The organism is Streptomyces sp. NPDC006610 (assembly GCF_040611575.1).
In the GTDB taxonomy this organism is placed as follows: domain Bacteria; phylum Actinomycetota; class Actinomycetes; order Streptomycetales; family Streptomycetaceae; genus Streptomyces.
On sequence record NZ_JBEXOP010000012.1, the window covers coordinates 104,318 to 129,967 of the forward strand.

The 25,650-nt window shown below is 72.8% G+C and carries 24 protein-coding genes and 1 pseudogene; 14 read left to right on the forward strand and 11 right to left on the reverse strand.

Features of this window, described 5'->3' with window-relative positions; all coding sequences use genetic code 11:
- Window positions 1-79: 79 nt before the first annotated feature.
- Complete coding sequence (locus ABZY13_RS12645; protein ID WP_356629704.1) at window positions 80-379, reverse strand: DUF2530 domain-containing protein; 300 nt, start codon at window positions 377-379, stop codon at window positions 80-82.
- Between the two features lie 203 nt (window positions 380-582).
- Here ABZY13_RS12645 and ABZY13_RS12650 point away from each other — a divergent pair, with 203 nt between their 5' ends.
- A complete protein-coding gene (locus ABZY13_RS12650; RefSeq protein ID WP_356629706.1) occupies window positions 583-2,034 on the forward strand; it encodes an NCS2 family permease in 1,452 nt (483 codons plus the stop codon).
- A gap of 82 nt (window positions 2,035-2,116) precedes the next feature.
- On the opposite strand, the gene ABZY13_RS12655 is transcribed toward ABZY13_RS12650, so the two are convergent.
- The gene (locus ABZY13_RS12655; RefSeq protein ID WP_356629708.1) at window positions 2,117-2,299 is read right to left on the reverse strand and encodes a ribbon-helix-helix protein, CopG family; all 183 of its coding nucleotides are present in this window, start codon (window positions 2,297-2,299) and stop codon (window positions 2,117-2,119) included.
- 160 nt (window positions 2,300-2,459) lie between these two features.
- On the opposite strand from ABZY13_RS12655, the gene ABZY13_RS12660 reads away from it, so the two are divergent.
- The gene (locus tag ABZY13_RS12660) at window positions 2,460-2,897 is read left to right on the forward strand and encodes a MarR family transcriptional regulator (RefSeq protein WP_356629710.1); all 438 of its coding nucleotides are present in this window, start codon (window positions 2,460-2,462) and stop codon (window positions 2,895-2,897) included.
- Window positions 2,898-2,922: 25 nt separating this feature from the next.
- Window positions 2,923-4,278 (forward strand): MFS transporter, encoded by a 1,356-nt coding sequence (locus ABZY13_RS12665; RefSeq protein WP_356629712.1) that lies wholly within the window; start codon window positions 2,923-2,925, stop codon window positions 4,276-4,278.
- Window positions 4,279-4,293: 15 nt separating this feature from the next.
- On the opposite strand, the gene ABZY13_RS12670 is transcribed toward ABZY13_RS12665, so the two are convergent.
- Entirely contained in the window at window positions 4,294-4,881 is a 588-nt protein-coding gene (locus ABZY13_RS12670) for a Uma2 family endonuclease (RefSeq protein ID WP_356629714.1), read from the reverse strand.
- A 109-nt stretch (window positions 4,882-4,990) separates the two neighbouring features.
- On the opposite strand from ABZY13_RS12670, the gene thpR reads away from it, so the two are divergent.
- Window positions 4,991-5,563 (forward strand): RNA 2',3'-cyclic phosphodiesterase, encoded by a 573-nt coding sequence (gene thpR / locus ABZY13_RS12675; RefSeq protein WP_356629716.1) that lies wholly within the window; start codon window positions 4,991-4,993, stop codon window positions 5,561-5,563.
- Between the two features lie 132 nt (window positions 5,564-5,695).
- Here thpR and ABZY13_RS12680 read toward each other — a convergent pair whose 3' ends face one another.
- A complete protein-coding gene (locus ABZY13_RS12680) occupies window positions 5,696-6,688 on the reverse strand; it encodes an aldo/keto reductase (protein WP_356629718.1) in 993 nt (330 codons plus the stop codon).
- Window positions 6,689-6,859: 171 nt separating this feature from the next.
- On the reverse strand, window positions 6,860-7,534 hold the full coding sequence (locus ABZY13_RS12685) for a GDSL-type esterase/lipase family protein (protein ID WP_356629720.1): 675 nt from the start codon (window positions 7,532-7,534) through the stop codon (window positions 6,860-6,862).
- An 89-nt stretch (window positions 7,535-7,623) separates the two neighbouring features.
- On the opposite strand from ABZY13_RS12685, the gene ABZY13_RS12690 reads away from it, so the two are divergent.
- Window positions 7,624-8,613, forward strand: a complete 990-nt coding sequence (locus ABZY13_RS12690; RefSeq protein ID WP_356629722.1) for a WD40 repeat domain-containing protein — start codon at window positions 7,624-7,626, stop codon at window positions 8,611-8,613.
- Window positions 8,614-8,618: 5 nt separating this feature from the next.
- Here ABZY13_RS12690 and ABZY13_RS12695 read toward each other — a convergent pair whose 3' ends face one another.
- A complete protein-coding gene (locus ABZY13_RS12695; protein ID WP_356629724.1) occupies window positions 8,619-9,422 on the reverse strand; it encodes a TetR/AcrR family transcriptional regulator in 804 nt (267 codons plus the stop codon).
- A gap of 87 nt (window positions 9,423-9,509) precedes the next feature.
- Between ABZY13_RS12695 and ABZY13_RS12700 the strand changes: the two genes are divergently transcribed.
- Window positions 9,510-10,481: an ATP-binding cassette domain-containing protein gene (locus ABZY13_RS12700; RefSeq protein ID WP_356629726.1), complete on the forward strand. Its 972-nt coding sequence runs from the start codon at window positions 9,510-9,512 to the stop codon at window positions 10,479-10,481.
- On the forward strand, window positions 10,478-11,299 hold the full coding sequence (locus ABZY13_RS12705; protein ID WP_356629728.1) for an ABC transporter permease: 822 nt from the start codon (window positions 10,478-10,480) through the stop codon (window positions 11,297-11,299). Before ABZY13_RS12700 ends, ABZY13_RS12705 begins: the two co-directional genes overlap by 4 nt.
- 137 nt (window positions 11,300-11,436) lie before the next feature.
- Here the strand turns inward: ABZY13_RS12705 and serC are convergent, their stop codons facing one another.
- Window positions 11,437-12,555, reverse strand: a complete 1,119-nt coding sequence (serC, locus tag ABZY13_RS12710) for a phosphoserine transaminase (RefSeq protein ID WP_356629730.1) — start codon at window positions 12,553-12,555, stop codon at window positions 11,437-11,439.
- Window positions 12,556-12,680: 125 nt separating this feature from the next.
- On the opposite strand from serC, the gene ABZY13_RS12715 reads away from it, so the two are divergent.
- Both ABZY13_RS12715 and ABZY13_RS12720 read left to right on the forward strand, forming a co-directional pair.
- Window positions 12,681-15,536 carry an FAD-binding and (Fe-S)-binding domain-containing protein gene (locus ABZY13_RS12715; protein ID WP_356629732.1) on the forward strand — a complete coding sequence of 952 codons (2,856 nt, stop codon included), beginning with the start codon at window positions 12,681-12,683 and terminating at the stop codon, window positions 15,534-15,536.
- Between the two features lie 96 nt (window positions 15,537-15,632).
- The gene (locus ABZY13_RS12720; protein ID WP_356629734.1) at window positions 15,633-16,568 is read left to right on the forward strand and encodes an EamA family transporter; all 936 of its coding nucleotides are present in this window, start codon (window positions 15,633-15,635) and stop codon (window positions 16,566-16,568) included.
- Here the strand turns inward: ABZY13_RS12720 and ABZY13_RS12725 are convergent.
- Genes ABZY13_RS12725 through ABZY13_RS12740 form a run of 4 tightly spaced genes read right to left on the reverse strand, consistent with a single transcriptional unit; the run spans window position 16,558 to window position 18,372 of the window.
- The gene (locus ABZY13_RS12725) at window positions 16,558-16,950 is read right to left on the reverse strand and encodes a hypothetical protein (RefSeq protein ID WP_356629736.1); all 393 of its coding nucleotides are present in this window, start codon (window positions 16,948-16,950) and stop codon (window positions 16,558-16,560) included. The two genes, ABZY13_RS12720 and ABZY13_RS12725, sit on opposite strands and share 11 nt — an antisense overlap.
- Window positions 16,947-17,240: an Arc family DNA-binding protein gene (locus ABZY13_RS12730; protein ID WP_356629738.1), complete on the reverse strand. Its 294-nt coding sequence runs from the start codon at window positions 17,238-17,240 to the stop codon at window positions 16,947-16,949. Before ABZY13_RS12730 ends, ABZY13_RS12725 begins: the two co-directional genes overlap by 4 nt.
- Before the next feature lie 48 nt (window positions 17,241-17,288).
- A complete protein-coding gene (locus ABZY13_RS12735; RefSeq protein ID WP_356629740.1) occupies window positions 17,289-17,567 on the reverse strand; it encodes a DUF397 domain-containing protein in 279 nt (92 codons plus the stop codon).
- Window positions 17,527-18,372, reverse strand: coding sequence for a DUF5753 domain-containing protein (locus ABZY13_RS12740; RefSeq protein WP_356629742.1), 846 nt, complete (start codon window positions 18,370-18,372; stop codon window positions 17,527-17,529). The genes ABZY13_RS12735 and ABZY13_RS12740 overlap by 41 nt, the downstream gene beginning before the upstream one ends.
- Window positions 18,373-18,481: 109 nt before the next feature.
- Here ABZY13_RS12740 and ABZY13_RS12745 point away from each other — a divergent pair, with 109 nt between their 5' ends.
- The 5 genes and pseudogenes from ABZY13_RS12745 to ABZY13_RS12765 all read left to right on the forward strand — a co-directional run bounded on the left by ABZY13_RS12745 (window position 18,482) and on the right by ABZY13_RS12765 (window position 25,648).
- Window positions 18,482-19,276 carry a TIGR03084 family metal-binding protein gene (locus ABZY13_RS12745; protein WP_356629744.1) on the forward strand — a complete coding sequence of 265 codons (795 nt, stop codon included), beginning with the start codon at window positions 18,482-18,484 and terminating at the stop codon, window positions 19,274-19,276.
- Between the two features lie 2 nt (window positions 19,277-19,278).
- Window positions 19,279-20,946: pseudogene (locus ABZY13_RS12750) on the forward strand (acyclic terpene utilization AtuA family protein); the annotation flags it as partial.
- A complete protein-coding gene (locus ABZY13_RS12755; protein WP_356629746.1) occupies window positions 20,943-22,544 on the forward strand; it encodes a carboxyl transferase domain-containing protein in 1,602 nt (533 codons plus the stop codon). The pseudogene ABZY13_RS12750 and the gene ABZY13_RS12755, both read left to right, overlap by 4 nt.
- A gap of 12 nt (window positions 22,545-22,556) precedes the next feature.
- Window positions 22,557-24,461: a biotin carboxylase N-terminal domain-containing protein gene (locus ABZY13_RS12760; protein ID WP_356629748.1), complete on the forward strand. Its 1,905-nt coding sequence runs from the start codon at window positions 22,557-22,559 to the stop codon at window positions 24,459-24,461.
- Window positions 24,458-25,648 carry an acyl-CoA dehydrogenase gene (locus tag ABZY13_RS12765; RefSeq protein ID WP_356629750.1) on the forward strand — a complete coding sequence of 397 codons (1,191 nt, stop codon included), beginning with the start codon at window positions 24,458-24,460 and terminating at the stop codon, window positions 25,646-25,648. The genes ABZY13_RS12760 and ABZY13_RS12765 overlap by 4 nt, the downstream gene beginning before the upstream one ends.
- Window positions 25,649-25,650 lie beyond the last annotated feature (2 nt).

Below are 25,650 nucleotides of genomic sequence, written 5' to 3' on the forward strand. Positions count from 1 at the left end.
GTTCACCCGGCGAAGGGGCGGAAGATCCGACCTCGGGAGGACCGGGGGGTGACGGGGGTGGTTCCGTGGTGGTACGTGCCTAGGGGCGGGCCGGGGAGCCCTGCTCCGTTTCCGGGGAGCCCTTCTCCGCTTCCGCTTCCGCCGTCCGCTTGATCGCGGCGTCGCGCCGGCGGACGTACCAGATGCCGATGAACCCGAGCCCGCCGCCCGCGAGGCAGGTCCACAGCCACCAGGTGTGGCCGTGGTCGTCGTACCAGCCGTAGAACGGGATCTGGACGAGGAAGAGGACGAACCACAGGATCGTGCCGCCGGTGATGGTGGCGACCACGGGCCCCTCAAGGGGCTCCGGCGCCTCGTGCCTGGGGGTCCACTTCGCCATGGGCACAGCTTACGAGGTCGGGCGGGTGGCCGAGGCGCATGCCTCTCGGCGGAGCCCTTCTGCGGCCGCCGTGTTCTACGCGCGGAGATGGCGTTGGTCCCCGATGTATGTTCATACTGAAACCGTTTGTTTCTGACCGCTTTTATTTGTAGAAAACGCCAAACGGGCATGGGGGATGTCCGTCGGCGATGAGGTCCCCGCACATGTCCACCTCGGCCCCCGCCAAGGTCCCCGCCCCCGACGAGCCGGGCGGCCGTCCCGCGTACGGCGCTCTCGACCGCTACTTCCGGATCACCGAGCGGGGCAGCACCCTCGCCCGCGAGGTCCGTGGCGGCTTCGCCACCTTCTTCGCGATGGCGTACATCATCGTGCTGAACCCGATCATCCTCGGCAGCGCGAAGGACATGTACGGCCACCAGCTGGACAACGGCCAGCTCGTCACGGCGACCGCGGTGACGGCGGCGTTCGCGACGCTGCTGATGGGCGTCATCGGCAACGTGCCGATCGCGCTCGCCGCCGGACTGGGCGTCAACTCGGTCGTCGCCCTCCAGCTCGCCCCGCGGATGTCGTGGGCCGACGCCATGGGCATGGTCGTGCTGGCCGGCTTCGTGGTGATGCTGCTCGTCGCCACCGGTCTGCGCGAGCGCGTGATGAACGCCGTCCCCCACGGGCTGCGCAAGGCCATCGCCATCGGCATCGGCCTGTTCATCATGCTCATCGGCCTGGTGGACGCCGGGTTCGTCACGCGGATGCCCGACGCCGCCCACACCACCGTCCCGCTCCAGCTGGGCACCGGCGGTCAGCTGCTCGGCTGGCCGGTCCTCGTCTTCGTCCTCGGCGTGCTGCTCACGCTCGCGCTGATCGTGCGCAGGGTGCCCGGCGCGATCCTGATCTCGATCGTCGCCATGACCGCGCTCGCGGTCGTCCTCAACGCCGTCGCCACGGTGCCGTCGTGGGGCCTGACGACCCCGAAGTGGCCCGGCAACCCGGTCGCCACGCCCGACTTCGGCCTGATCGGGGAGGTCAGCCTGTTCGGCGGCTTCGGCAAGGTCGGCGTGCTCACCGGCGTGCTGTTCGTCTTCACCGTGCTGCTGTCCTGCTTCTTCGACGCCATGGGCACGATCATGGGCGTCAGCGACGAGGCGAAGCTGACCGACGCCCAGGGGCAGATGCCGGGCATCAACAAGGTCCTGTTCGTCGACGGCATCGCGGTCGCCGCGGGCGGCGCCGGCTCCTCCTCGGCGACGACCTGCTTCGTGGAGTCCACGGCCGGTGTCGGCGAGGGCGCCCGCACCGGCTTCGCGAACGTCGTCACCGGCGGTCTGTTCGGGCTCGCGCTGTTCCTGACGCCGGTCGCCACGATGGTGCCGTCGCAGGCGGCGACCCCGGCGCTGATCGCGGTCGGCTTCCTGATCCTGGCCGGCTCCGTCAAGGAGATCGACTGGGCGGACCACACGATCGCCGTCCCCGCGTTCGTGACGATGCTGATGATGCCGTTCACCTACTCGATCACCAACGGCATCGGCATGGGCTTCATCACCTTCGTGGTGCTGCGCCTGGCGGCCGGTCGGGGCCGGGAGGTGCCGACGGCGATGTACGTGGTGTCGGCGGTGTTCGCCTTCTACTACCTGATGCCGGCACTGGGTCTGACCTGAGCGGTGGCGCGACGGTGACCGGCTGCGGGACGGACGGCGCCGGTTCCGTTGCGGCGACCGGCCGCGCGACGGCGGGCGCCGCTCACGTCACCCCGTAGAACCGTTCCGTCTCCTCCACCGCGGCCTGCATCCGCTCGTCGAAGTCATCGCGAGTGAGCGTCCGGACGACATAGTCCTGGACGCTCATTCCCCTTTTCGCGGCGTGATGGCGGAGCCGTTCGAGCAGCTCGTGATCCATCCGCAGGCTGAGCACGCTGGTCCCCATGGAGTCGAGGGTCGTCGCACTGTTCGGTCCCCTGCGTTAGGTTCCGCTCCGGGGTCACCCGTATGAGTGATGTTCGCCGGTATCCCCGTGTCCGGAGTCACGCTGTGGCGGGGTGCACGCCGATGGTCCTTAGTCAGGGTAATGAGTTACGCTAAAGAACATGCCGGACCTAAGCCATGGCGACGACGCTGCCGCCGTGAACTCCCTCAGATCCGCCGTGATGCGGCTCTCCCGCCGCCTCAAGCACCAGCGGGTCGATGAATCGCTGAGCCCGACCGAGATGTCGGTCCTGGGCACCCTGGCCCGCTGCGGCCAGGCCACGCCGGGCGAACTCGCCCGCAAGGAACACGTCCAGCCGCCGTCGATGACCCGCATCGTCGCGCTGCTGGAGGCCAAGGGACTGGTCCGGCTGGAGCCGCACCCCGAGGACCGGCGCCAGAAGGTCGTCACCCAGACGGAACGCGCCGAGGCCATGCTCGAGGAGAGCCGCCGCAAGCGGAACGCCTTCCTGGCCGCCCTCGCCGACGGCCTCGACGAGGACGAGTGGGCGAAACTGCGCGCCGCCGCCCCCGTGCTGGAGAAGCTCGCACACCTGTAAGCGCGATCCGAGGAGGCGAACCCTTTTGAGTACGGGACCCGGAGCACACTCCGCACCCGCACCGGCAACCCACGACTCCCCCACCGGGGACACCCGCAAGTCCTCCATGTTCAGCTCCCTGAAGGTCCGCAACTACCGCCTCTACTTCATCGGCCAGGTCGTCTCGAACATCGGCACCTGGATGCAGCGCATCGCCCAGGACTGGCTGGTGCTGAGCCTGACCGGCTCCGCCACCGCCGTCGGCGTGACGACGGCCCTGCAGTTCCTGCCGATGCTCCTCTTCGGCCTCTACGGCGGCGTCCTGGTGGACCGCCTGCCCAAGCGCCCCGCGCTGCTGGTCACCCAGGCGGCCATGGCGTTCACCGGCACGGCGCTGGCCGTCCTCACCCTCACCGGACACGTCGAGGTCTGGCACGTGTACGTCGCCGCCTTCGCCGTCGGCCTCGCCACGGTCGTCGACAACCCGGCCCGCCAGTCCTTCGTCTCCGAGATGGTCGGCCCCGACCAGCTCCAGAACGCGGTCAGCCTGAACTCCGCCAACTTCCAGTCCGCCCGCATGGTCGGCCCCGCCGTCGCCGGCGTGCTGATCACCGGCGTCGGCACCGGCTGGGCGTTCCTCTTCAACGGCCTGTCCTTCGTCGCGCCCATCGCCGGGCTGCTGCTGATGCGGGGCCGCGAACTGCACCCCGCCCGGCGCACCCCGCGCGGCAAGGGGCAGCTGCGCGAAGGGCTGGCCTATGTCGCCGGGCGGCCGGATTTGATCTGGCCGATCGTGCTGGTCGGTTTCGTCGGCACGTTCGCCTTCAACTTCCCCGTGTACCTGTCGGCCTTCGCGGACGACGTCTTCCACGCGGGCGCGGGCACGTACAGCCTGTTCAACACGCTCATGGCGGTCGGGTCGGTGGCCGGAGCCCTGCTCGCCGCGCGGCGCGGCCGGGCCCGGCTGCGGGTGCTGAGCGGGGCGGCGCTGGTGTTCGGCACGATAGAGATCGTCGCCGCGGCGTCGCCGGAACTGTGGATGTTCGCGCTGCTGATGATCCCGCTGGGCCTGTTCGGCATGACGGTCAACGTCACCGCCAACACCAACATCCAGATGTCCACCGACCCCGCCATGCGCGGGCGCGTGATGGCCCTGTACATGATGGTGTTCCTCGGCGGCTCGCCGGTCGGCGCCCCGATCGTCGGCTGGATCACCGACGCCTACGGCGCCCGGGTCGGCCTCGCCGCGGGAGGCGCGGTCGCCGCCCTGGCCGCCGCGGTCATCGGCCTGGTCCTGGCCCGCGTCGGCGGCCTGCGCCTCGCGGTCGGCTGGCACCACGGACACCCCAGGGTCAGCCTCGTACCGCGCGAGCGCCGCGAGGAACTGGCGACGGCGGCGTAGCAGGACGTACGGGGGTCAGTCGCGGGGGAACTCGTCCGTCTTGAGGACGAGACCGACCGCCGTGCCGCTCAGGTCGATCTCCTCGCCGAAGCCGAAGCTGAGCGACGCGTGGTACTCGCCGTCCTTCGGGAGGGTGTGGAGCTGCCAGGTGCCGGTGTACGGGTCGACGATCAGGTACACCGGCACTCCGGCGGTGGCGTAGGCGGCCTTTTTGGGGCCGTAGTCGTTGGCGGCGGTCTGCCTGGAGATCACGTCGGCGACGAACTCGACGTCGTCGCAGCGCCAGCGGCCCTTGTCGTCCTTGCGCGCGTCCTCCGACAGAGCGACCAGGTCCGAGGCGAAGCCGTTGAGATGGCCGGGGTAGTCGATGCGGACGTCGGACTTGAGGCGTCGGCGGGGATACCTGGTCCGCAACTGGTCGTAGAGCGCCGCGATGATGTCCCAGTGGTTGTCCCGCTGCGGTGCCATGAAGATGTGACCCCCGACGATCTCGGTCTTGTAACCCTCGGGGATGGGCATCTTCTCGAGCCACTCGAACATGGTGTCGAGCATAAGTTCGGCGCTGCTCTCGGCCATCTCGATCCTGTCGTCGAGGACGGTCATCGTGGCGCTCCTGCCCGGCCGCTCCTGTCACGAGTGCGGCCGCGCAGTCCAACGATACGCATGTCACAAGGTCACGTACGGGCGTCCGCGCCCCGGGGACACTGTCCCCATGAGACTCTTCGCCGCCGTGCTGCCCCCCGAACAGGTCGTCCGTGAGCTGGCCGTCGAGGTCGACGCGTTGCGGCGGCTGCCGGGGGCGGACGCGTTGCGGTGGACCGGGCGGCCCGGGTGGCACTTCACGCTGGCGTTCTACGGCGAGGTGGCCGACGGTCTCGTCCCCGGGCTGGCGGCCCGGCTGGAGCGGGCCGCGCACCGGACCGCACCGTTCTCGCTGGCGGTGAGCGGCGGGGGCCAGTTCGGGCACGGGCGGGCGTTGTGGGCGGGCGCGGCGGGGGATCTGGACGCCCTGCGCCTGCTGGCGGACCGCGCGGAGGCGGCGGCGCGGAAGGCGGGCGTGCCGATGGGGGAGCACCGGCGTTACAAGGCCCACCTCACGGTGGCCCGCTGCCGGGACGCCGTGGACGTGCGGCCGTACGTCGACGCGCTGAGCGCCTTCGCGGGCAGCACCTGGACCGTGGCGGACCTGGCCCTGGTGCGCAGCAACCTGCCCCGCTCCGGCGTCCCGGGCGAGCAGCCCCGCTACGAGGCGGTCGCCCGCTGGCCGCTGGGCGGGGCCGGTTAGGCTCGACGCGTGGACCCGAAGACCAGAAACCGGATCATGGCCGGTGCGCTCGTACTGATGTTCGTTGTGGTGGCGGTGGCGGCGGCCCTGGGGCAGTAGGCCAGTGGGCCGCCGCCCGCCTGCGGTGCGCTCCTACCAGGCGAAGGCCTCCGGGGACGGCCCCGGGCCCGGGAAGATCTCGTCCAGTCCCGCCAGCACGTCCTGCGACAGCTCCAGCTCGACGGCCCGCAGCGCCGACTCGAGCTGCTCGGCGGTGCGCGGACCGACGATCGGGCCGGTCACGCCCGGCCGGGTGAGCAGCCAGGCCAGCGCGGCCTCGCCGGGCTCCAGACCGTGCTTCTCCAACAGGTTCTCGTACGCCTCGATCTTCGCGCGCAGCGCCGGGTCGGCGAGCGAGTCGGCGGCCCGGCCGGAGGCGCGGCGGCCGCCCTGGGCCTCCTTCTTGAGGACGCCGCCGAGCAGTCCGCCGTGCAGCGGCGACCAGGGGATGACACCGAGGCCGTAGTCCTGCGAGGCCGGGATGACCTCCATCTCGGCGCGCCGCTCGACGAGGTTGTAGAGGCACTGCTCGCTGACCAGCCCGATCGTCCCGCCCCTGCGGGCGGCGACCTCGTTGGCCTGGGCGATCTTGTAGCCGGGGAAGTTGGAGGAGCCGACGTAGAGGATCTTCCCCTGCTGGACGAGGACGTCGATCGCCTGCCAGATCTCGTCGAACGGCGTGTTCCGGTCGATGTGGTGGAACTGGTAGAGGTCGATGTAGTCGGTCCCCAGCCGCTTGAGGCTGGCGTCGACGGCCCGGCGGATGTTCAGCGCGGAGAGCTTGTCGTGGTTGGGCCACGCCTCCCCGTCGGGACCCATGTTCCCGTACACCTTCGTGGCGAGGACGACCTTGTCGCGCCGCTCGCCGCCCTTGGCGAACCAGCTTCCGATGATCTCCTCGGTGCGGCCCTTGTTCTCACCCCAGCCGTACACATTGGCCGTGTCGAAGAAGTTGATCCCGGCGTCGAGCGCCGCGTCCATGATGCCGTGGCTGTCGGCCTCGTCGGTCTGGGGACCGAAGTTCATCGTGCCGAGGACGAGTCGGCTGACCTTGAGTCCGGTGCGTCCGAGCTGCGTGTACTTCATGGTCCACAAGCCAACGACTTGGAGTGCGCTCCACGCAAGGGTATTCAGCCACGGGGGAAGTCGTCCGTCTTGAGGACGAGGCCGACCGGTGTGCCGGTGAGGCCGAGGTCCGCGCCGTAGGAGACCGACAGTTCGCTGAGGTACTCGCCGTCCTTGGGGTGGGTGAGAGCGTCAGGCCCCGTACCGCGCCCCCATCCCCCACTCCTCGTACAGCACCTCCGCGAACGTCGCCGCGATCTTGTGCTCGCCGTTCTCGTTGGGGTGGGTGCCGTCGTACGTGTCCGTGTGGATGTCCCAGGCGTGCGGGACCGGGGTGAGGACCAGCGGGGAGCGGGGGGCGTCCAGGTCGGTCAGGGTCTTGGCCAGGAGGTCGTTGAAGCGGGCCACCTCGGCGGCGAAGTGGTCGTCCGAGGCCGCGCGGACGTTGGGGATCACCGGGAGGACCGCCATCCGCACCGCGGGCCGCGCCTCACGGGCCGCCGTGACGAACGCGCGGACGTTGTCGGCGGTCTGTTCGGCGTTGGTGTAGAAGCCCAGGTCGATCAGGCCCAGGGAGACCAGCAGCACGTCCGCGCGGGTCGTGCGGACCGCGTCGCCGATCAGCGGGGCCATGTGCAGCCATCCCTCGCCCCAGCCGGCGAGGTGGCCGCGCGGGAAGTCGGGGTCGGCGTAGGCGTACGACGTCGGGGCCTCGGCCGCCTTGTCGTACAGCGTCTCGCGCGGGCCCACGATCCGGAACGGGCCGCCGTAGGTGGCGCACAGGTGCTGCCACAGGCGGTGACGCCAGGTGTGTTCGCCCGCGCTGCCGATGGTCATGGAGTCGCCTACGGGCATGAACCTGAGCATCCGCTCATGATGAACGATCGCCGCGGCGGACGGGATGTGAGGCCCGCCACCCTCCGTGAACGGCCGGGCGGGGTGGCAGGCTTGGGAACATGCGCCGATCCTTCGTGTTCCTCGCCGCGGCCCTGCTGACGGGCGCCGCCCTCGCCGCTCCGCCCGCCTTCGCCGAGGACGGGAACGAGGCGTTCACCATCGAGGACCCGCGCATCACCGAGTCCAGCGGCCTCGCGGCCTCGCGGCAGCACCCCGGCGTCTACTGGACCCACAACGACCAGGACGAGGGCGCCTACCTCTACGCCGTGGACAGCCGCACCGGCGAGACCGTCGCCACGGTCACCATGACCGGCGTCGGCGCCCCCAGGGACGTCGAGGCCATCGCCCTCGGCCCCGACGACCAGCTCTACGTCGGCGACATAGGCGACAACCTCGGCGGCACCTGGGACCACGTCTGGGTGTACCGGCTCCCCGAGCCGAAGCGGCTGAGGGACCAGAGCGTGCGGGCCACGCAGTACGTGGTCCGGTACTCCGACGGCGCCCGCGACGCCGAGTCCCTGGTCGTGCACCCGAAGACCGGGCGCGTCTACATCATCGACAAGCAGGAGAACGGCGGGCACCTGTACGCCGGGCCGGCCGAGCTGTCCCCGTCGGGCGCCAACGTCTTCGAGCCCGTCGCGCCCGTCGACCTGTGGGCCACCGACGCGGCCCTCTCCCCCAACGGCGAGCAGCTCGCCGTGCGGGGCTACTTCGGCGGCATCGCCTACGACTGGAACGACGGCCGGATCGAGCGCATCGGCCGGCTCAGCGTGCCGTTCCAGGGGCAGGGGGAGTCGGTGACGTACTCCGCCGACGGGACGAAGCTGATGTACGGCAGCGAGGGGCTGGGCAGCGCGGTCGAGCCGGAGGACGTTCCGGGCGGCGGCGGGGACGCGGGCTCCGGACGGGGGGCGGGTTCGTCCTCCGGGAACGGGTCCGGGGCCGCGGGCGGGGACGACGACGGGTTCCGGCCCGGCCCCGCCGCGCTCGGCGTCGCCGGCCTGGTCGCCGCCGTCATCGGGCTGCTGCGCCTGCGCCGCCGGCGCTGAGGGGGTCACCCGGGGGTGCCGGGCCCCGCCGCGCGGCGGGCGACCAGGGCCTCCAGGCCGTCCAGGATCCGCTGGAGGCCGAACTCGAAGTGGTCGAAGTCAGGACCCCAGGCCTCCGCCGACAGGGAGGCCATCACCGGGTAGCGGCCGCTCGCCATGACCTTCTCCAGCACCGGCACCTGCGCCTGCCAGAACTCGGCGTCCGTCAGGCCGCTGCTGCGCTCGGCCTCCTCCTGGTAGAGCCGGGTGCGCGCGGCGCCGACGACGTAGTTGTCGACGACGAGGATCGCCGAGACCAGCTCCGCGTCGCTCAGGCCCATCGGGCGGATCCGGGAGAGCACCTTCTCCGTGCCCTCGATGGCGCTGGGGCCGAGGACCGGCCGGGACTGGTTGACCTGGAGCAGCCAGGGGTGGCGGCGGTAGAGGGCGAGCGTGGCGCGGCCGAGGGCCTCCAGCGCGGCCCGCCAGCCGCCGTCGCCGAGGGCCTCGGGGTCCTGCGAGGGCCGCTGGACGCGGTCCAGCATCAGGTCGAGCAGTTCGGCCTTGCCGGGGACGTACCGGTAGAGGGTCATCGCGCCCGTGCCCAGCTCCGTGGCGATCCGGCGCATGGAGACCGCCGCCAGGCCCTCCCGGTCGGCGATCTCGACGGCGGTCTCCACGATCCGCTCCAGCGTCAGCCCCGGCCGGGGGCCGCGGCTGGGGCGCCTGCCGAGGTCCCACAGCAGTTCCAGGGTGCGGCCGATGTCGCCGCTGCCGCTGCTCTCCGTACCGCCCGTTCCGCCGGTACCGCCCTTGCCGCCGCTCGTCATGGGTGCAGTTTAGGTCCGCCGCAAAAAACCGAGTACGGCGTACGCGCAATCGGGTACGGTGTACTCAGTTATCGGAAGGGGGAACCCATGACCGACGGATTCGCCGTGCGCGCCGAGGGCCTGCAGAAGCGGTACGGCGACAAACGCGCCCTCGACGGCTTCGACCTGGCCGTCCGCGAGGGCACGGTGCACGGGCTGCTCGGCCCGAACGGCGCCGGCAAGACCACGGCCGTGCGCATCCTGTCGACGCTGGTCCGGCTGGACGGCGGACGGGCCACGGTGGCCGGGCTGGACGTGGCCCGCCGGCCGCGCGAGGTCCGCGCCCGGATCGGGCTGACCGGGCAGTACGCGGCGGTGGACGAGGTGCTCACCGGGCGGCAGAACCTGGAGATGTTCGGCCGGCTGTTCCACCTCGGCGGCAAACGCGCCAAACTGCGCGCCGCCGAGCTGCTGGACCGGTTCGACCTCGCCGACGCCGCGGACAAGGGCGTCGGCGGCTACAGCGGCGGCATGCGGCGCCGCCTCGACCTCGCCGCGTCGATGATCCTCGCCCCGGCCGTGCTGTTCCTGGACGAGCCGACGACGGGCCTCGACCCGCGCAGCCGCGGTGAAGTCTGGGACACGGTGCGGGCGTTGGTGGCCGGCGGCACGACCGTGCTGCTGACCACGCAGTACCTGGAGGAGGCGGACCGGCTGGCCTCCCGGATCACCGTCATCGACCAGGGCCGGGCCATCGCGGACGACACCCCGGACGGCCTGAAGGACCGCGTCGGAGGCGACCGCGTCGAGGTCGTCGTCGCCGAGCGCGCGGACATCCCGCGGGTGGTGAAGGCCGTCGCCCGGGTGTCGGACGGCGAACCCGAGGCCGACGAGACGGAGTTGAGGGTGCACGCCCCGGTCACCGACCGGGTGGCCGCGCTCACCGACGTCGCCCGCACCCTCCAGGACGAGGGCGTGCGGGTCGAGGACATCGGACTGCGCAGACCGAGCCTGGACGACGTGTTCCTGCGCCTGACCGGACACCGCACCGACAAGGAAGAGCAGGGGGCCGCCGCGTGAGCGCCGTCGATCTGAACGTCTCGGACGGCCGCGGCCGTGCCTACTGGCTGCTCGCCGATTCCTGGAACATCGTCCGCCGCGGCCTGACCCACTACCGCCGCCAGCCCGTCAACATCGCCTGGCAGCTGGGCTTCCCGATCCTCTCCGTCCTGCTGTACGGCTATGTCTTCGGCAGCGCCATGCAGGTTCCCGGCGGCGGGGACTACCAGGATTTCCTGATGCCGGGCATGTTCGTGATGACGATGGCGTTCGGCTTCATCAACACCGCCACGGTCGTCGTCTACGACGCCACCAAGGGGGTCATCGACCGGTTCCGGTCGATGCCGATGGCGTCGTCCGCGGTGGTCGCCGGGCGCGGACTGACCGATCTCATCGTGGCCTGCGCCGAGTTGGCCATCATGATGCTCACCGCGCTGGCCATGGGGTGGCGCCCGGACGGGGGCTGGGGCTTCCTGGCCGCCTTCGGGCTGCTGCTGTGGCTGCGGTTCGCGCTGATCTGGGTCGGCGTGTGGCTCGGGCTGCTCGTGCCCAACCCCGAGGCGGCGGGCGGGCTGTTCGCGGTGGCCTTCCCGCTGACGATGATCTCCAGCATCTTCGTCGCCCCGCAGCTCATGCCCGACTGGCTGGGCTGGGTGGCCGCCTGGAACCCGATCTCCTCCACGGCCGCCGCCGCACGGGAGCTGTTCGGGACGCCGGTGGGCGGCGGGGACTCCTGGGTGGAACAGCACGCGCTGCTGATGGCGGGGGTGTGGCCGGTCGTCCTGACGGCGGTCTTCCTGCCGCTGGCGGTGCGCCGGTTCCAGCGGCTGAGCCGTTGAGTACCGTCCCGGCGGAGCGGGGGCGGTAGCCCGCCGGGGCCGGGGACCGCCCAGCCCCGTGGGAGACGACGAAGGGCGCCCGATTCCCGTCGGGCGCCCTTCCCTGCCGTGCGTGCCGTACGCGGCTCCTGCGACCGCTACAGCTTCTCGATCACATGGTCGACGCACTTCGTCAGCGCCTCGACGTCCGCCGGGTCGATCGCCGGGAACATCGCCACGCGCAGCTGGTTGCGGCCGAGCTTGCGGTACGGCTCGGTGTCCACGATGCCGTTGGCGCGCAGGACCTTGGCGACGGCCGCCGCGTCCACCTCGTCGGTGAAGTCGATGGTGCCGATGACCTGGGAGCGCTTGGCCGGGTCGGCGACGAACGGGTTGGCGTACTTGACGTCCTCGGCCCAGCCGTAGAGCGTGCGCGCGGAGGTGGCCGTGCGGCGGACCGCCCAGTCCAGGCCGCCCTGGCCGTTGAGCCACTCCAGCTGCTGGTTCAGCAGGAAGAGGGTGGCCAGCGCCGGGGTGTTGTAGGTCTGGTTCTTGCGGGAGTTGTCGATCGCCGTCGGCAGCGAGAAGAACTCCGGGATGTGGCGGCCGGACGCGTGGATCCGCTCGGCGCGCTCGATCGCGGCCGGGGAGAAGACGCCGATCCACAGGCCGCCGTCGGAGGCGAAGGACTTCTGGGGCGCGAAGTAGTAGACGTCCGTCTCGGCGACGTCCACCGGCAGGCCGCCCGCGCCGGAGGTGGCGTCGACCAGGACGAGGGCGCCCTCGTCCGCGCCGGCCACCCGCTCGATGGGCATGGCGACGCCGGTCGAGGTCTCGTTGTGCGTGAACGCGTACACGTCCACGCCCGCCTCGGCAGCCGCCTGCGGATGGGTGCCCGGGTCGGCGGCGACGATCGTGGGCTCGGCCAGCCAGGGGGCCAGCTTGGCCGCCTTGGCGAACTTGGAGGAGAACTCGCCGAAGCTGAGGTGCTGCGACTTGTTCTCGATCAGGCCGTGCGTCGCGATGTCCCAGAACGCCGTGGAGCCGCCGTTGCCGAGGATCACCTCGTAGCCGTCGGGGAGCTGGAACAGCTCGCTGATGCCCTCGCGCACCTTGCCGACCAGGTTCTTCACCGGAGCCTGCCGGTGGGAGGTGCCGAGGAGGGACGTACCGGTCGCGGCGAGCGCGTCCAGCGCCTCCGTCCGCACCTTGGAGGGACCCGCGCCGAAACGACCGTCCGCGGGCTTGATGTCAGAAGGAATCTGGATCTCAGCCACGATCCGGAGGGTATCTCTTGGCGAAACCGGACGGAAACGTGTCCGTTCGATGAGACGACGGGATCTTCGGCGCAAGCCGCCGCCCGCGCGTGGTGCGCGGTGGCACAGGGTGGGAGCTTGAACGTATGAGCGATACGGAAGCGGCGCTGCGCCGGGCCGTGCGGGGCGACGTCGACTTCGGCGTCACCGCGCGGGCGTTGGTCACCATGGACGCCTCCAACTACCGGCGCGTCCCGCTGGGCGTGGTAGCGCCCCGCGACGCCGACGACGTGGCGGCGGCGCTGGAGGTGTGCCGGGAGCACGGCGTGCCGGTGGTGGCGCGCGGCGGGGGAACCTCGATCGCCGGGCAGGCCACCGGCACGGGCGTGGTGCTGGACTTCACCCGGCACATGAACCGGCTGCTGTCCCTGGACGCCGGCGCGCGCACGGCCGTCGTCCAGCCCGGCCTCGTCCTGGACCGCCTCCAGGAGGCCGCCGCCCCGCACGGGCTGCGCTTCGGCCCCGACCCCTCCACCCACAGCCGCTGCACCCTCGGCGGAATGATCGGCAACAACTCCTGCGGCTCCCACTCGGTGGCCTGGGGGACGACGGCCGACAACGTCCGCGAGCTGTCGGTGCTGACCTCGGACGGGCGGTCGCTGCGCCCGGGGCGGGACTGGCAGGGCGCTCCGGAAGGGCTGCGGCGGCTGGTGGAGGGGGAGTTGGCGCGGCTGCGCACCGGCTTCCCGGAGCTGCCCCGCCGTATCTCCGGCTACGCGCTGGACGCGCTGCTGCCCGAGCGGGGCGCGGACGTCGCCCGATCCTTCTGCGGCTCGGAGGGCACGCTGGGGGTGGTGACGGAGGCGGTCGTGCGGCTGGTGGAGGCGCCCCGCGCGCGGGCGCTGGCCGTGCTCGGGTACGCGGACGAGAGCGGGGCGGCGGAAGCGGCGGCGGGCCTGCTGCCGCACGGGCCGCTGACGGTCGAGGGCATGGCGGCGGACCTGGTCCCCGCTGCCGCCGACCTCCCGCGCGGCGCGGCCTGGCTGTTCGTGGAGACGGGCGGGGACACGCAGGCGCAGGCACGCGCGCGTGCGGAGGAGATCCGGCGGGCGGCCGGCGTCGTGGACGCGCTCGTGGTCACCGACACGGCCGGGCAGCGCGCCCTGTGGCGCGTCCGCGAGGACGCCGCGGGTACGGCCACCCGCATGCCGGACGGCTCGGAGGCGTGGCCCGGCTGGGAGGACTGCGCGGTGCCGCCCGCCCGGCTCGGCGCGTACCTGCGGGAGTTCCGGGCACTGCTGACCGCGCACGGCCTGCGCGGGACGCCGTACGGGCACTTCGGGGACGGCTGCATCCACGTCCGCATCGACTTCGACCTGCTGTCGGCGGCGGGGGTGGCGCGCTTCCGCCGCTTCTCCGAGGAACTGGCCGAACTGGTGGTCGCGCACGGCGGCTCGCTGTCCGGCGAGCACGGCGACGGGCAGGCGCGCGCGGAGCTGCTGCCGCGGATGTACGGCGCGGAGACGGTCGCGCTGTTCGAGCGCGCCAAGGCCCTCTGGGACCCGCACGACCTCCTCAACCCGGGCATGCTGGTCCGCCCCCACCGCCTCGACGACAACCTCCGCTTCGCCCCGCTGCCCCGTGAACCGGTCCCCGTCGCCTTCGGCTACCCGGACGACGGCGGCGACTTCGCGGCGGCGGTGCGCCGCTGCGTGGGCGTCGCCAAGTGCCGTACGACGACGGCGTCCGGGCCCGCCGTGATGTGCCCGTCGTACCGCGCGACCGGCGAGGAGGCGCACTCCACGCGCGGACGCGCCCGGCTGCTGCACGAGATGCTCGCGGGCGAGGTGGTCACGGACGGCTGGCGGTCGGCGGAGGTGCGCGACGCGCTGGATCTGTGCCTGTCCTGCAAGGGGTGCCGGTCGGACTGCCCGGTGGGGGTGGACATGGCCACGTACAAGGCGGAGTTCCTGCACCACCACTACGCGGGCCGGCGGCGGCCGGCGGCCCACTATGCGATGGGGTGGCTGCCGAGGTGGCTGGGGCTGGTGGCGGGCGCGCGGGCGGGGGCGGTGGTGAACGGCCTGGCGTCGGTGCGGCCGGTGGCGTGGGTGGTGAAGCGGGTGGGGGGGATCGCGCCGGAGCGCGCGATCCCGCGGGTGGCGCGGGTGCCGTTCACCCGGTGGTGGACGCGGCGGACGCCGGTCCGGGCGGACGGGCGGCTGGTGGTGCTGTGGCCGGACACCTTCACCGAGCACCTCTCGCCCTCCGTCGGGCGGGCGGCGGTGCGGGTGCTGGAGGCGGCGGGGCTGCGGGTCGCGCTGCCGCCGACGCGGACCGGCGCGCCGGTGGCCGACGGGCGCTCCCGGCGGCTGCCCCTGCGGGCGGTGGTGCGCCGGTCGCGCGTGTGCTGCGGGCTGACGTACGTCTCGACGGGCCAGCTGGACCGGGCCCGGTCGGTCCTGCGGCGGACGCTGGACCTGATGGAGCCGGTGCTGGAGGCCGGTGTGCCGGTGGTCGTGCTGGAGCCGAGCTGCGCGGCGGCCCTGCGCGCGGACCTGCCCGAACTGCTGCCCGACGACCCGCGCGCGGCGCGCCTCGCCCGGAGCGTCCTGACCTTCGCCGAGGCGCTGGAGCGGCTGGCGCCGGACTGGACGCCGCCCCGCCTCGACCGTCCGGTGGCCGGCCAGACCCACTGCCACCAGCACGCGGTGCTGGGCGACGGCCCCGACGCCCGGCTGCGCGCGGCGGCGGGCCTGACCGGCGCCCTGTCGGGCGGCTGCTGCGGCCTGGCGGGCGACTTCGGCTTCACCCGCGGCCACTACGAGGTGTCGGCGGCCTGCGCCGGGGAGCAACTGCTCCCGGCGGTGGCGGCGGCGCCGGAGGGCGCGGCGATCCTGGCGGACGGCTTCTCGTGCCGGACCCAGCTGGAGCAGCTGGCGGGGGTGCGGGGGAGACATGTGGCGGAGGTGCTGGCGGAGGCGCTGGACGATCGTCGGTGAGGCCGCCCGTCGTACAGGTCCATATCCACTTCACGCTCCTGACGCGGTTCATTACTCTGGTCGGGAGCAGTGCCCGCCCAGCCCCTGGAGACCCCCGTGACCACGCCCAGCGCAGCCACCCCCGCGACGGGCCGGGCACAGGACGTCACGCCGCCGGGCGGGCGGGGCGCCCTGGGACCGGTGGGCCTGGTCTTCGCCGGCGCGGTCTCCGTGCAGTTCGGCGGGGCGCTCGCGGTGAGCCTGATGCCGCGGGCCGGGGCGCTGGGCATCGTGACGCTGCGGCTGGTGGTCGCGGCGGTCGTGCTGCTGGTGGTGTGCCGACCGCGGCTGCGCGGGTACTCCCGGGCCGACTGGGGGACGGTTCTCGTCTTCGGCCTGACCACGGGCGCGATGAACGCCCTCTTCTACCAGTCCGTCGACCGCATCCCGCTGGGCGCGGCCGTCACCCTGGAGGTGCTGGGCCCGCTCGCGCTGTCCGTGGTGGCCTCCCGCCGGCTCGTCAACCTGGTGTGGGCCGGGCTGGCCCTCGCCGGCGTGTTCCTGCTCAGCGGCGGAGGCTTCGACAGCCTCGACCCGGTCGGGGCCGCCTTCGCGCTGGGGGCGGGGGCGATGTGGGCGGCGTACATCGTCTTCAGCGCCCGCACCGGCCGCCGTTTCCCGCAGGCCGACGGGCTGGCGCTCGCGATGGTGGTCGCCGCGCTGGCGGCCCTCCCGCTGGGGATCGCCGAGTCCGGTACGAAGCTCCTGAACCCGACGACACTGGCCCTCGGGGCGGCGGTCGCCGTGCTCTCCTCGGTCCTGCCCTACACCCTCGAACTCCTCGCCCTGCGCCGCCTGCCCGCCTCGACGTTCGCGATCCTCATGAGCCTGGAGCCCGCCCTCGCCGCGACGGCCGGCTTCTTCATCCTCGACCAGGCCCTCACGACGACGGAGGCGGCGGCGATCGCCCTGGTCATCGCGGCGAGCATGGGCGCGGTGCGGACGCAGACGCGGCGGGGGCCGGTGAAGGGGCCCGCGGCGATCAGCGGTTGAGGTCCAGCACCCCCACCCCGAGCCCGGCGTACGCCGCCGGTTCCACGGTCGCCACCAGCGCGCCCTCGGGGAACATCACGCTCGGCCGGGCGACGTGCACGGCCGCCGCGACCCCGAAGGGCACGTCCCCGTCGCGCAGGGCGGCGACCGTGACGGCCATGGCGTAGTCGTCGTCGACGACGCGCAGCACGTCCACGAGTACGCCGATGTGCTCGACCAGTCCGGAACGCACGCGTTCCGCCTCGATCATGCTCAGGACGGGCACCCAGAGACGGACGTCGTCGCTGCCCGCCGCCGCGTGCACGAGTCCCGACACCTGCTTGTTGCCGCCCAGGGCGAGCAGCGTCGGGGTGTCCAGGACATAGTGTTCGATCGGGTTCACCCGGAGGCCTCGCCGTCCGCGAGGCCCCCCGCGGGGGTGGCCCGGTGGGCGGCCGTGGCGGCGCGCATCTTCCGCCGCATCTCGGCGGACTCCTCGTCGGTCACGTAGTGCCCGAACCGCTCGGCGAGCAGGGCACGGGTCCGCTCCGCCCGGGCCTCCAACTGCTCCCGCGTCAGCGTCTGAGCCGCTATGTCCTGCATGAGCGCTCGCAGGCTGGTGCCCCTGGACTCGGCCACGGCCGCCAGCTGGTCACGGACTTCGGCGGGAACGCGGATCATGACGTCGCTCATGGAGTGAGTATACGTCTCGTATACGCCTCGGAGGCGAGGGTCGGACGTTCAGCCCAAGCGGCCCTCGGCGGCTGCCGCCACGAACGCCGAGAAGGCGACCGGGGTCACGGTGAGGGCCCCGGCCGCGGGGGCCTTCGAGTCGCGGACGGCTATGTGGGGGGCGAGGTCGGCGACCTCGACGCAATCGCCGCCGGTGTCGCCGCTGTAGGAGGACTTCCGCCAGGCGGCGGTGCCGAGGGGAGCGCACTCCACGCACTGCCCGCCGGTGTCGCCGCTGTGCGACGACCTACGCCACGTCGCGCCCGTCAGGTCCAGGTTCGTTCCCATACCGATCCTCCATCACACGGGCGATGAGAGCCGCCGAGTCGTCCACGGAGAGGGCGGCGGCCTGCAGGTGATCGTAACGGACCGAACCCTCCCTGACCGCTTCCGGATTGGCGGTCATGTGGCCCTGGACGAAGTCCTCGGTGTAGACGATGTCGGGGTCCTTTTCGAAGCGCAACAGGTTGAACGAACCCATCAGCCCGGAGTGCGCCCCGGCCTCGAACGGCAGTACCTGGATCTCCAGCCACCGGCGCTTCTGCATCGCCAGGAGGTGGGCCAACTGCTCGCGCATGACGCCTCGTCCGCCGACCTCCTGGTGCAGAACGGCCTCGCCCAGGACCACCCACATCGCGGGCGGCTGGTCCTGGTGCAGGATGCGCTGGCGGTCCAGCCGCGCGGCCGCCTGGCTGTCGAGGTCATGGTCACCGCGAATGCCGAGCACCGCACGGGCGTACCGCTTCGTCTGCAGCAATCCATGTACCAACTGCGCCTGGTACGTCGAGATGTACGCCGCCTTCGCCTCCATCTCCGCATACGGCTGGAACCAACTCGGCAACTGGCTCCGCAGCACCAGCCCCACCAGTCGGGAGAACATCCCGTCCGTCCCCAGTGCCGCGTCCACCCGCTCCGAGAACTCCCGCGTCGGCACCTTCGCCGCCGTCTCGATCTGGCCGACCAGGGACCCCGTGCAGAACAGGATCGCCCCCAACTGCGCCAGCGTGAGCCTCGCGGCCTCCCGCCGACGCCGCAACTCGTATCCGTAGTAGTCCAACGGCGACGCGCTGGGGTCCAGTTGACGAATGGGCATGTCACCACCTCCTCTCACTCACGGTAGTGAATCAGCCACACAATGAAGCCGCGAACAAAGTAAGCAATCATGCTTGATTGTTTCTGACCCCCCTGCCATGCTCGCCCCCATGGCCGACCCGACGCCCGTTCTCGACGACCTGCGTGCCGAAAGCCAAGACCTCGATCAGCTCGTCGCCGAGCTGGAACCGGAGCGCTGGGCGCTCCCCACCCCCGCCCCCGGCTGGACCGTCGCCCACCAGATCGCCCACCTCGCCTGGACCGACCACGCCGCCCTGCTCGCCGTCACCGACGCGGACGGGTTCCGGGAGATCGGGGAGAAGGCGTTCGCCTCGCCCGGCGGGTTCGTGGACGACGGGGCCGAGGAGGGGGCCCGACTGCCGCCCGCCGAACTGCTCCGGCGCTGGCGGGAGGGCCGTACCGCGCTCGACGCGGCGTTGCGGGCCGCGCCCGACGGGGCACGGTTCCCCTGGTTCGGGCCGCCCATGGCCGTCGCCTCCATGGCCACCGGCCGACTGATGGAGACCTGGGCCCACGGCCTGGACGTCGCCGACGCGCTCGGTGTGACCCGCGCCCCCACGGACCGGCTCAGGCACGTCGCCCGGATCGGCGTCCGTGCCCGCAACCACGCCTTCGGGGTGCACGGGCTCACGCCACCCGGCGAGGAGTTCCGCGTCGAACTGGTGGCACCGAGCGGGCAGTCGTGGACCTACGGCCCCGAGGACGCCGCCCAGCGTGTCACCGGCCCCGCCCTCGACTTCTGCCTCCTCGTCACCCGCCGCGCCCACCGCGCCGACCTCGCCCTCACCGCCCACGGCCCCGACGCCGACCACTGGCTCGACATCGCCCAGGCCTTCGCCGGCCCGCCCGGCAGCGGACGCCCGCCCAAGGGGGACGGGCGATGACCCTCCGCATCGGCAACGCCTCCGGGTTCTACGGCGACCGCTTCGACGCCCTGCGCGAGATGCTCACCGGCGGTGAACTCGACGTCCTCACCGGCGACTACCTCGCCGAGCTGACCATGCTCATCCTCGGCCGGGACCGGATGAAGGACCCGGACGCCGGATACGCGCGCACGTTCCTGCGGCAGTTGGAGGAATGCCTCGGCCTCGCCCACGAGAAGGGCGTGCGGATCGTCACCAACGCCGGAGGGCTCAACCCCGCCGGACTCGCCGCGGAGATCCGGGACTTGGCCGACCGGCTCGGCCTGCCCGTCCGGGTCGCCCACGTCGAGGGCGACGACCTCACCGCCGCCCACCCCGGTGCCCTCGCCGCCCACGCCTACCTCGGCGGCTTCGGCATCGCCGCCTGCCTGCGCGAGGGCGCCGACCTCGTCGTCACCGGGCGGGTCACCGACGCCGCCCTGGTCACCGGACCCGCCGCCGCCCACTTCGGCTGGGGACCCGACGACCACGACCGGCTCGCGGGGGCCGTCGTCGCCGGACACGTCCTGGAGTGCGGGCCGCAGGCCACCGGCGGCAACTACTCCTTCTTCCCGGGCCGGGACGTCCGCCGCCCCGGCTTCCCGCTCGCCGAGATCCACGAGGACGGCACCTCGGTCATCACCAAGCACCCCGGCGCGGGCGGCTTCGTCGACACCGGCACGGTCACCGCGCAGCTCCTCTACGAGACGGTCGGCGCCCGGTACGCCGGGCCCGACGTCACCGCCCGCCTCGACACCGTGCGGCTCGTCCAGGAGGGCCCCGACCGGGTGCGCGTCGAGGGAGTGCGCGGCGAGGCCCCGCCGCCCGGCCTCAAGGTCGGCGTCAACCGCCTCGGTGGCTTCCGCAACGAGGTCGCCTTCGTGCTCACCGGGCTCGACATCGAGGCCAAGGCGGCGCTCGTGAAGGGACAGATGACCGACGCCCTCGCCAAGTCGCCGCCCGCCGACGTGCGCTGGGACCTCGCCCGCACCGACCACGCCGACGCCGCCACCGAGGAGACCGCCGGCGCCCTGCTCCGGCTCGTCGTCCGCGACCCCGACCCCGACAAGGTCGGCCGCGCCCTCAGCGGGGCCGCCGTCGAACTGGCGCTGGCGAGCTACCCCGGCTTCCACCTGCTCGCACCGCCCGGCAAAGGGACGCCGTACGGCGTCTTCGAGGCGCGCTCCGTCCCGCAGACGGCCGTCGGGCACGTCGCCGTCCTGCACGACGGCCGCCGCCTCCCCGTGCCGCCGCCCGCGCACACCCGGCCGCTGGAGGAGGTCCCGCAGCCGCCGCTGCCCGAGCCCCTGCCGCCCGGCCCCACCCGCCGCGCGCCCCTCGGGCTCGTCGCCGGCGCCCGCAGCGGCGACAAGGGCGGCGACGCCAACGTCGGCGTCTGGACGCCCGGCGACGACGCCTGGCGCTGGCTCGCCCACGAGCTGACGGTCGACCGGTTCCGGCAGCTGATCCCCGAGGCCGCCGCCCTGCCCGTCACCCGCCACGTCCTGCCGCACCTGCGTGCCCTCAACTTCACCGTCGAGGGCCTCCTCGGCGAGGGCGCCGCCGCGCAGGCCCGCTTCGACCCGCAGGCCAAGGCCCTCGGCGAATGGCTGCGCTCCCGCCACCTGGACATCCCGGAGACCCTGCTGTGACGGTCCTCTCCTCCGCCCTGGACACCACCGGCCCCGACTACGCGGCCCACCGCGACGCCATGCTCGGCAAGCTCGCCGCCCTCGACGCCGAGCACGCCAAGGCCCTCGCGGGCGGCGGCGACAAGTACGTCGAACGCCACCGCGCGCGCGGCAAGCTGCTCGCACGGGAGCGCGTCGAGCTGCTCGTCGACCCGGACACGCCGTTCCTGGAGCTGTCGCCGCTGGCGGCCTGGGGCAGCGAGTACGCGGTCGGCGCCTCCCTCGTCACCGGCATCGGGGTCGTCGAGGGCGTGGAGTGCCTGATCACCGCCAACGACCCGACCGTGCGCGGCGGCGCCAGCAACCCCTGGAGCCTGAAGAAGGCACTGCGCGCCCACGACATCGCCCTCGCCAACCGGCTGCCCTGCGTGAGCCTGGTCGAGTCCGGCGGCGCCGACCTGCCCTCCCAGAAGGAGATCTTCATCCCGGGCGGGGCGGTCTTCCGCGACCTCACCCGGCTCTCGGCGGCCGGCATCCCCACCGTCGCCGTCGTCTTCGGCAACTCCACGGCCGGGGGCGCGTACGTCCCCGGCATGTCCGACCACGTCGTCATGGTCAAGGAGCGCGCGAAGGTGTTCCTCGGCGGGCCGCCGCTGGTCAGGATGGCGACCGGCGAGGAGAGCGACGACGAGTCCCTCGGCGGCGCCGACATGCACGCGCGCGTGTCCGGCCTCGCCGACCACTTCGCCCTCGACGAGCGGGACGCGCTGCGGCAGGCCCGCAGGATCGTCGCCCGGCTCAACCACCGCAAGGCCCACCCCGACCCGGCCGGACCCGTAGAGCCGCCCGAGTACGACCCCGAGGAACTCCTCGGCATCGTCCCCGAGGACCTCAAAACCCCCTTCGACCCGCGCGAGGTCATCGCGCGCATCGTCGACGGCTCCGACTACGACGAGTTCAAACCGCTGTACGGGACGAGCCTGACGACCGGGTGGGCCCGGCTCCACGGCTACCCGATCGGCGTGCTGGCCAACGCCCAGGGCGTGCTGTTCAGCGAGGAGTCGCAGAAGGCCGCCCAGTTCATCCAGCTCGCCAACCAGCGCGACATCCCCCTGCTGTTCCTGCACAACACCACCGGCTACATGGTCGGCAGCCGCTACGAGCAGGGCGGCATCGTCAAGCACGGCGCGATGATGATCAACGCGGTGAGCAACTCGAAGGTCCCGCACCTGTCCGTCCTCATGGGCGCCTCCTACGGCGCCGGGCACTACGGCATGTGCGGACGGGCCTACGACCCGCGCTTCCTCTTCGCCTGGCCCAGCGCCAAGTCCGCCGTCATGGGCCCGCAGCAGCTCGCCGGCGTGCTGTCCATCGTGGCCCGCCAGTCCGCCGCCGCGAAGGGCCGGCCGTACGACGACGAGGCGGACGCGGGGCTGCGCGCCATGGTCGAGCAGCAGATCGAGTCCGAGTCGCTGCCCATGTTCCTGTCCGGCCGGCTGTACGACGACGGCGTCATCGACCCGCGCGACACCCGCACCGTCCTCGGCCTGTGCCTGTCCGCCGTCCACACCGCCCCCTACGAGGGCGTGCGCGGCGGCTTCGGCGTCTTCCGGATGTGAGGGACCCCCGACATGATCACTTCCCTGCTCGTCGCCAACCGGGGCGAAATCGCCTGCCGGGTCTTCCGCACCTGCCGTGAGCTGGGCGTCCGCACGGTCGCCGTGCACTCCGACGCGGACGAGAACGCGCTCCACGCGCGCGTGGCCGACGCCGCCGTACGACTTCCGGGTGACACGCCCGCCGACACCTACCTGCGCGACGACCTGATCGTGCGCGCCGCCGTCGCCGCCGGCGCCGACGCCGTGCACCCCGGCTACGGCTTCCTCTCCGAGAACGCCGGCTTCGCCCGCGCGGTCCTCGACGCCGGACTGACCTGGATCGGGCCGCCGCCGGAGGCCGTCGAGGCGATGGCGTCCAAGACCCGTGCCAAGCGACTGCTGGGCATCGCCCCGCTCGGCGAGGTCACCGAGGCCGACCTGCCGGTGCTGGTGAAGGCGGCGGCGGGCGGCGGCGGACGCGGGATGCGGATCGTACGGCGCCTGGAGGACCTGGCGGGCGCGCTGGAGGGGGCCCGCGCGGAGGCCGCGAGCGCCTTCGGGGACGGCGAGGTGTTCGTCGAGCCGTACGTCGAGGCCGGCCGCCACGTCGAGGTGCAGATCCTCGCCGACACGCACGGCACCGTGTGGACGCTCGGCACCCGCGACTGCTCGCTCCAGCGCCGCCACCAGAAGGTCATCGAGGAGGCCCCCGCCCCCGGCCTCTCCGAGCGCCTCACGGCCGAGCTGTACGACACCGCCGTACGCGCCGCCCGCGCCGTCGGCTACGTCGGGGCCGGCACCGTCGAGTTCCTCGTCGCCGGCGACACCGCGCACTTCCTGGAGATGAACACCCGCCTCCAGGTCGAACACCCCGTCACCGAGGCCGTCTTCGGCATCGACCTGGTCGCCCTCCAGCTCCGCGTCGCCGAGGGCCACGCCCTGGACGCCGAGCCCCCGCCCGCGCGCGGCCACGCCGTCGAGGCCCGCCTCTACGCCGAGGACCCGGCGAACGGCTGGGCCCCGCAGACCGGCACCCTGCACCGCCTCGCCGTCCCCGACGGCGTCCGCCTCGACACCGGCTACACCGACGGCGACGAGATCGGCGTCCACTACGACCCCCTGCTCGCCAAGGCCGTCGCCCACGCCCCCACCCGCGCGGAAGCCGTCCGCAGGCTCGCCGGCGCGCTGGAACGGGCCACCGTCCACGGCCCCGTCACCAACCGCGACCTCCTCGTCCGCTCCCTGCGGCACGAGGAGTTCACCACCGCCCGCGCGGACACCGGCTTCTACGACCGCCACCTGCCCGAACTCACCGAACCCGCACCCGACCCGCTCGCCCCCCTCGCCGCCGCCCTCGCGGACGCCCACGGCCGCTCCCGCTTCGGCGGCTGGCGCAACCTCCCCTCCCAGCCGCAGACCAAGCGGTACGCGATGGCGGGGGAGGAGCACGAGGTCCGCTACCACCACACCCGCGACGGCTTCACGGCCGAGGGCGTCCACGTCGTCGCCGTCACGGCCGATCTCGTCGTCCTCGAAGCGGACGGCGTACGACGCCGCTTCGAGGTCGCCCGCTACGGCGACGAGGTGCACGTCGGCGCCACCCGCCTCAAGGCCCTCCCCCGCTTCCCCGACCCCACCCCGCACCACGCCCCCGGCTCCCTCCTCGCCCCCATGCCGGGAACGGTGGCGAGGGTGGCGGACGGCCTGACGGAGGGGTCCGCGGTGCAGGCGGGACAGCCGCTGCTGTGGCTGGAGGCGATGAAGATGCAGCACCGGATCTCCGCCCCGGCGACGGGCACCTTGACGGCCCTGCACGCGGCCATCGGCCAACGAGTCCAGGTCGGCACCCTCCTGGCGGTCGTGGAGGACGACGTCCCCAGGGGCGCGGGGAACCGCGCGTCCGGCCACCCACTACCCGCACCCGGAGGAAACCCGTGACCCCCCTGATCGAGTCCGAGGAGCACAAAGCCCTCCGCGCCGCAGTCGCCGCCCTGGGCGCCCGCTACGGCCGCGCCTACCTCGCCACGACCGTCCAGGAAGGCTGCCACCCCGAGGAACTCTGGTCCGAGGCCGGCAGACTCGGCTACCTGGGCGTCAACCTCCCGGAGGAGTACGGCGGCGGAGGCGGCGGCATCACCGAACTGTCCCTCGTCCTCGAAGAACTGGGCGCGGCCGGCTGCCCGCTGCTCATGCTGGTCGTCTCCCCGGCCATCTGCGGCACGGTCATCGCCCGCTTCGGCACCGAGGCGCAGAAACGGGAGTGGCTTCCCGGCCTGGCCGACGGCAGCCGCACCATGGCCTTCGGCATCACCGAGCCCGACGCCGGCTCCAACTCCCACCGCATCACCACCACCGCCCGCCGCGACGGCGCCGACTGGCTCCTCACCGGCCGCAAGGTCTTCATCTCCGGCGTGGACCGCGCCGACGCCGTCCTGATCGTCGGCCGCACCGAGGACGCCCGCACCGGACGCCTCAAGCCCTGCCTGTTCATCGTCCCGCGCGACGCCGAGGGCTTCTCCCGGCGCCCCATCGACATGGAGATCAACGCCGCCGAGAAGCAGTTCGAACTGACCCTGGACGACGTACGGCTCCCCGCAGACGCCCTCGTGGGTGGGGGCCCCTCCCACGCTTTCGGCAGTGGGGGAGAGGACGCGGGCCTGCTGCAGTTGTTCGCCGGGCTCAACCCCGAGCGCATCATGACGGCCGCGTTCGCCATCGGCATGGGCCGCTACGCCCTCGCCCGCGCCGTCGAGTACGCCCGTGACCGCACCGTCTGGAACACCCCCATCGGGGCCCACCAGGCCGTCGCCCACCCCCTCGCCCAGGCGCACATCGACCTCGAACTCGCCCGCCTGATGATGGGCAAGGCCGCCCACCTCTACGACGCCGGGGACGACGCCGGCGCGGGGGAGGCCGCCAACATGGCCAAGTACGCCGCAGGAGAGGCCTGCGTGAAGGCCGTCGACCAGGCCGTGCACACCCTCGGCGGCAACGGCCTCACCCGCGAGTTCGGACTCGCCTCCCTGATCACCGCCGCGCGGGTGGCCCGCATCGCCCCCGTGAGCCGGGAGATGATTCTCAACTACGTCTCCCACCAGACCCTGGGCCTGCCCAAGTCGTACTGACC

Bases quoted from the DNA above. Each gene is read 5' to 3' on its own strand.
- ABZY13_RS12645 (WP_356629704.1), bottom strand. From the start codon at position 379: ATGGCGAAGTGGACCCCCAGGCACGAGGCGCCGGAGCCCCTTGAGGGG.
- ABZY13_RS12650 (WP_356629706.1), top strand. From the start codon at position 583: ATGTCCACCTCGGCCCCCGCCAAGGTCCCCGCCCCCGACGAGCCGGGC.
- ABZY13_RS12655 (WP_356629708.1), bottom strand. From the start codon at position 2,299: ATGGGGACCAGCGTGCTCAGCCTGCGGATGGATCACGAGCTGCTCGAA.
- ABZY13_RS12660 (WP_356629710.1), top strand. From the start codon at position 2,460: ATGCCGGACCTAAGCCATGGCGACGACGCTGCCGCCGTGAACTCCCTC.
- ABZY13_RS12670 (WP_356629714.1), bottom strand. From the start codon at position 4,881: ATGACCGTCCTCGACGACAGGATCGAGATGGCCGAGAGCAGCGCCGAA.
- thpR (WP_356629716.1), top strand. From the start codon at position 4,991: ATGAGACTCTTCGCCGCCGTGCTGCCCCCCGAACAGGTCGTCCGTGAG.
- ABZY13_RS12680 (WP_356629718.1), bottom strand. From the start codon at position 6,688: ATGAAGTACACGCAGCTCGGACGCACCGGACTCAAGGTCAGCCGACTC.
- ABZY13_RS12685 (WP_356629720.1), bottom strand. From the start codon at position 7,534: ATGCTCAGGTTCATGCCCGTAGGCGACTCCATGACCATCGGCAGCGCG.
- ABZY13_RS12690 (WP_356629722.1), top strand. From the start codon at position 7,624: ATGCGCCGATCCTTCGTGTTCCTCGCCGCGGCCCTGCTGACGGGCGCC.
- ABZY13_RS12695 (WP_356629724.1), bottom strand. From the start codon at position 9,422: ATGACGAGCGGCGGCAAGGGCGGTACCGGCGGAACGGGCGGTACGGAG.
- ABZY13_RS12700 (WP_356629726.1), top strand. From the start codon at position 9,510: ATGACCGACGGATTCGCCGTGCGCGCCGAGGGCCTGCAGAAGCGGTAC.
- ABZY13_RS12715 (WP_356629732.1), top strand. From the start codon at position 12,681: ATGAGCGATACGGAAGCGGCGCTGCGCCGGGCCGTGCGGGGCGACGTC.
- ABZY13_RS12730 (WP_356629738.1), bottom strand. From the start codon at position 17,240: ATGAGCGACGTCATGATCCGCGTTCCCGCCGAAGTCCGTGACCAGCTG.
- ABZY13_RS12735 (WP_356629740.1), bottom strand. From the start codon at position 17,567: ATGGGAACGAACCTGGACCTGACGGGCGCGACGTGGCGTAGGTCGTCG.
- ABZY13_RS12740 (WP_356629742.1), bottom strand. From the start codon at position 18,372: ATGCCCATTCGTCAACTGGACCCCAGCGCGTCGCCGTTGGACTACTAC.
- ABZY13_RS12745 (WP_356629744.1), top strand. From the start codon at position 18,482: ATGGCCGACCCGACGCCCGTTCTCGACGACCTGCGTGCCGAAAGCCAA.
- ABZY13_RS12760 (WP_356629748.1), top strand. From the start codon at position 22,557: ATGATCACTTCCCTGCTCGTCGCCAACCGGGGCGAAATCGCCTGCCGG.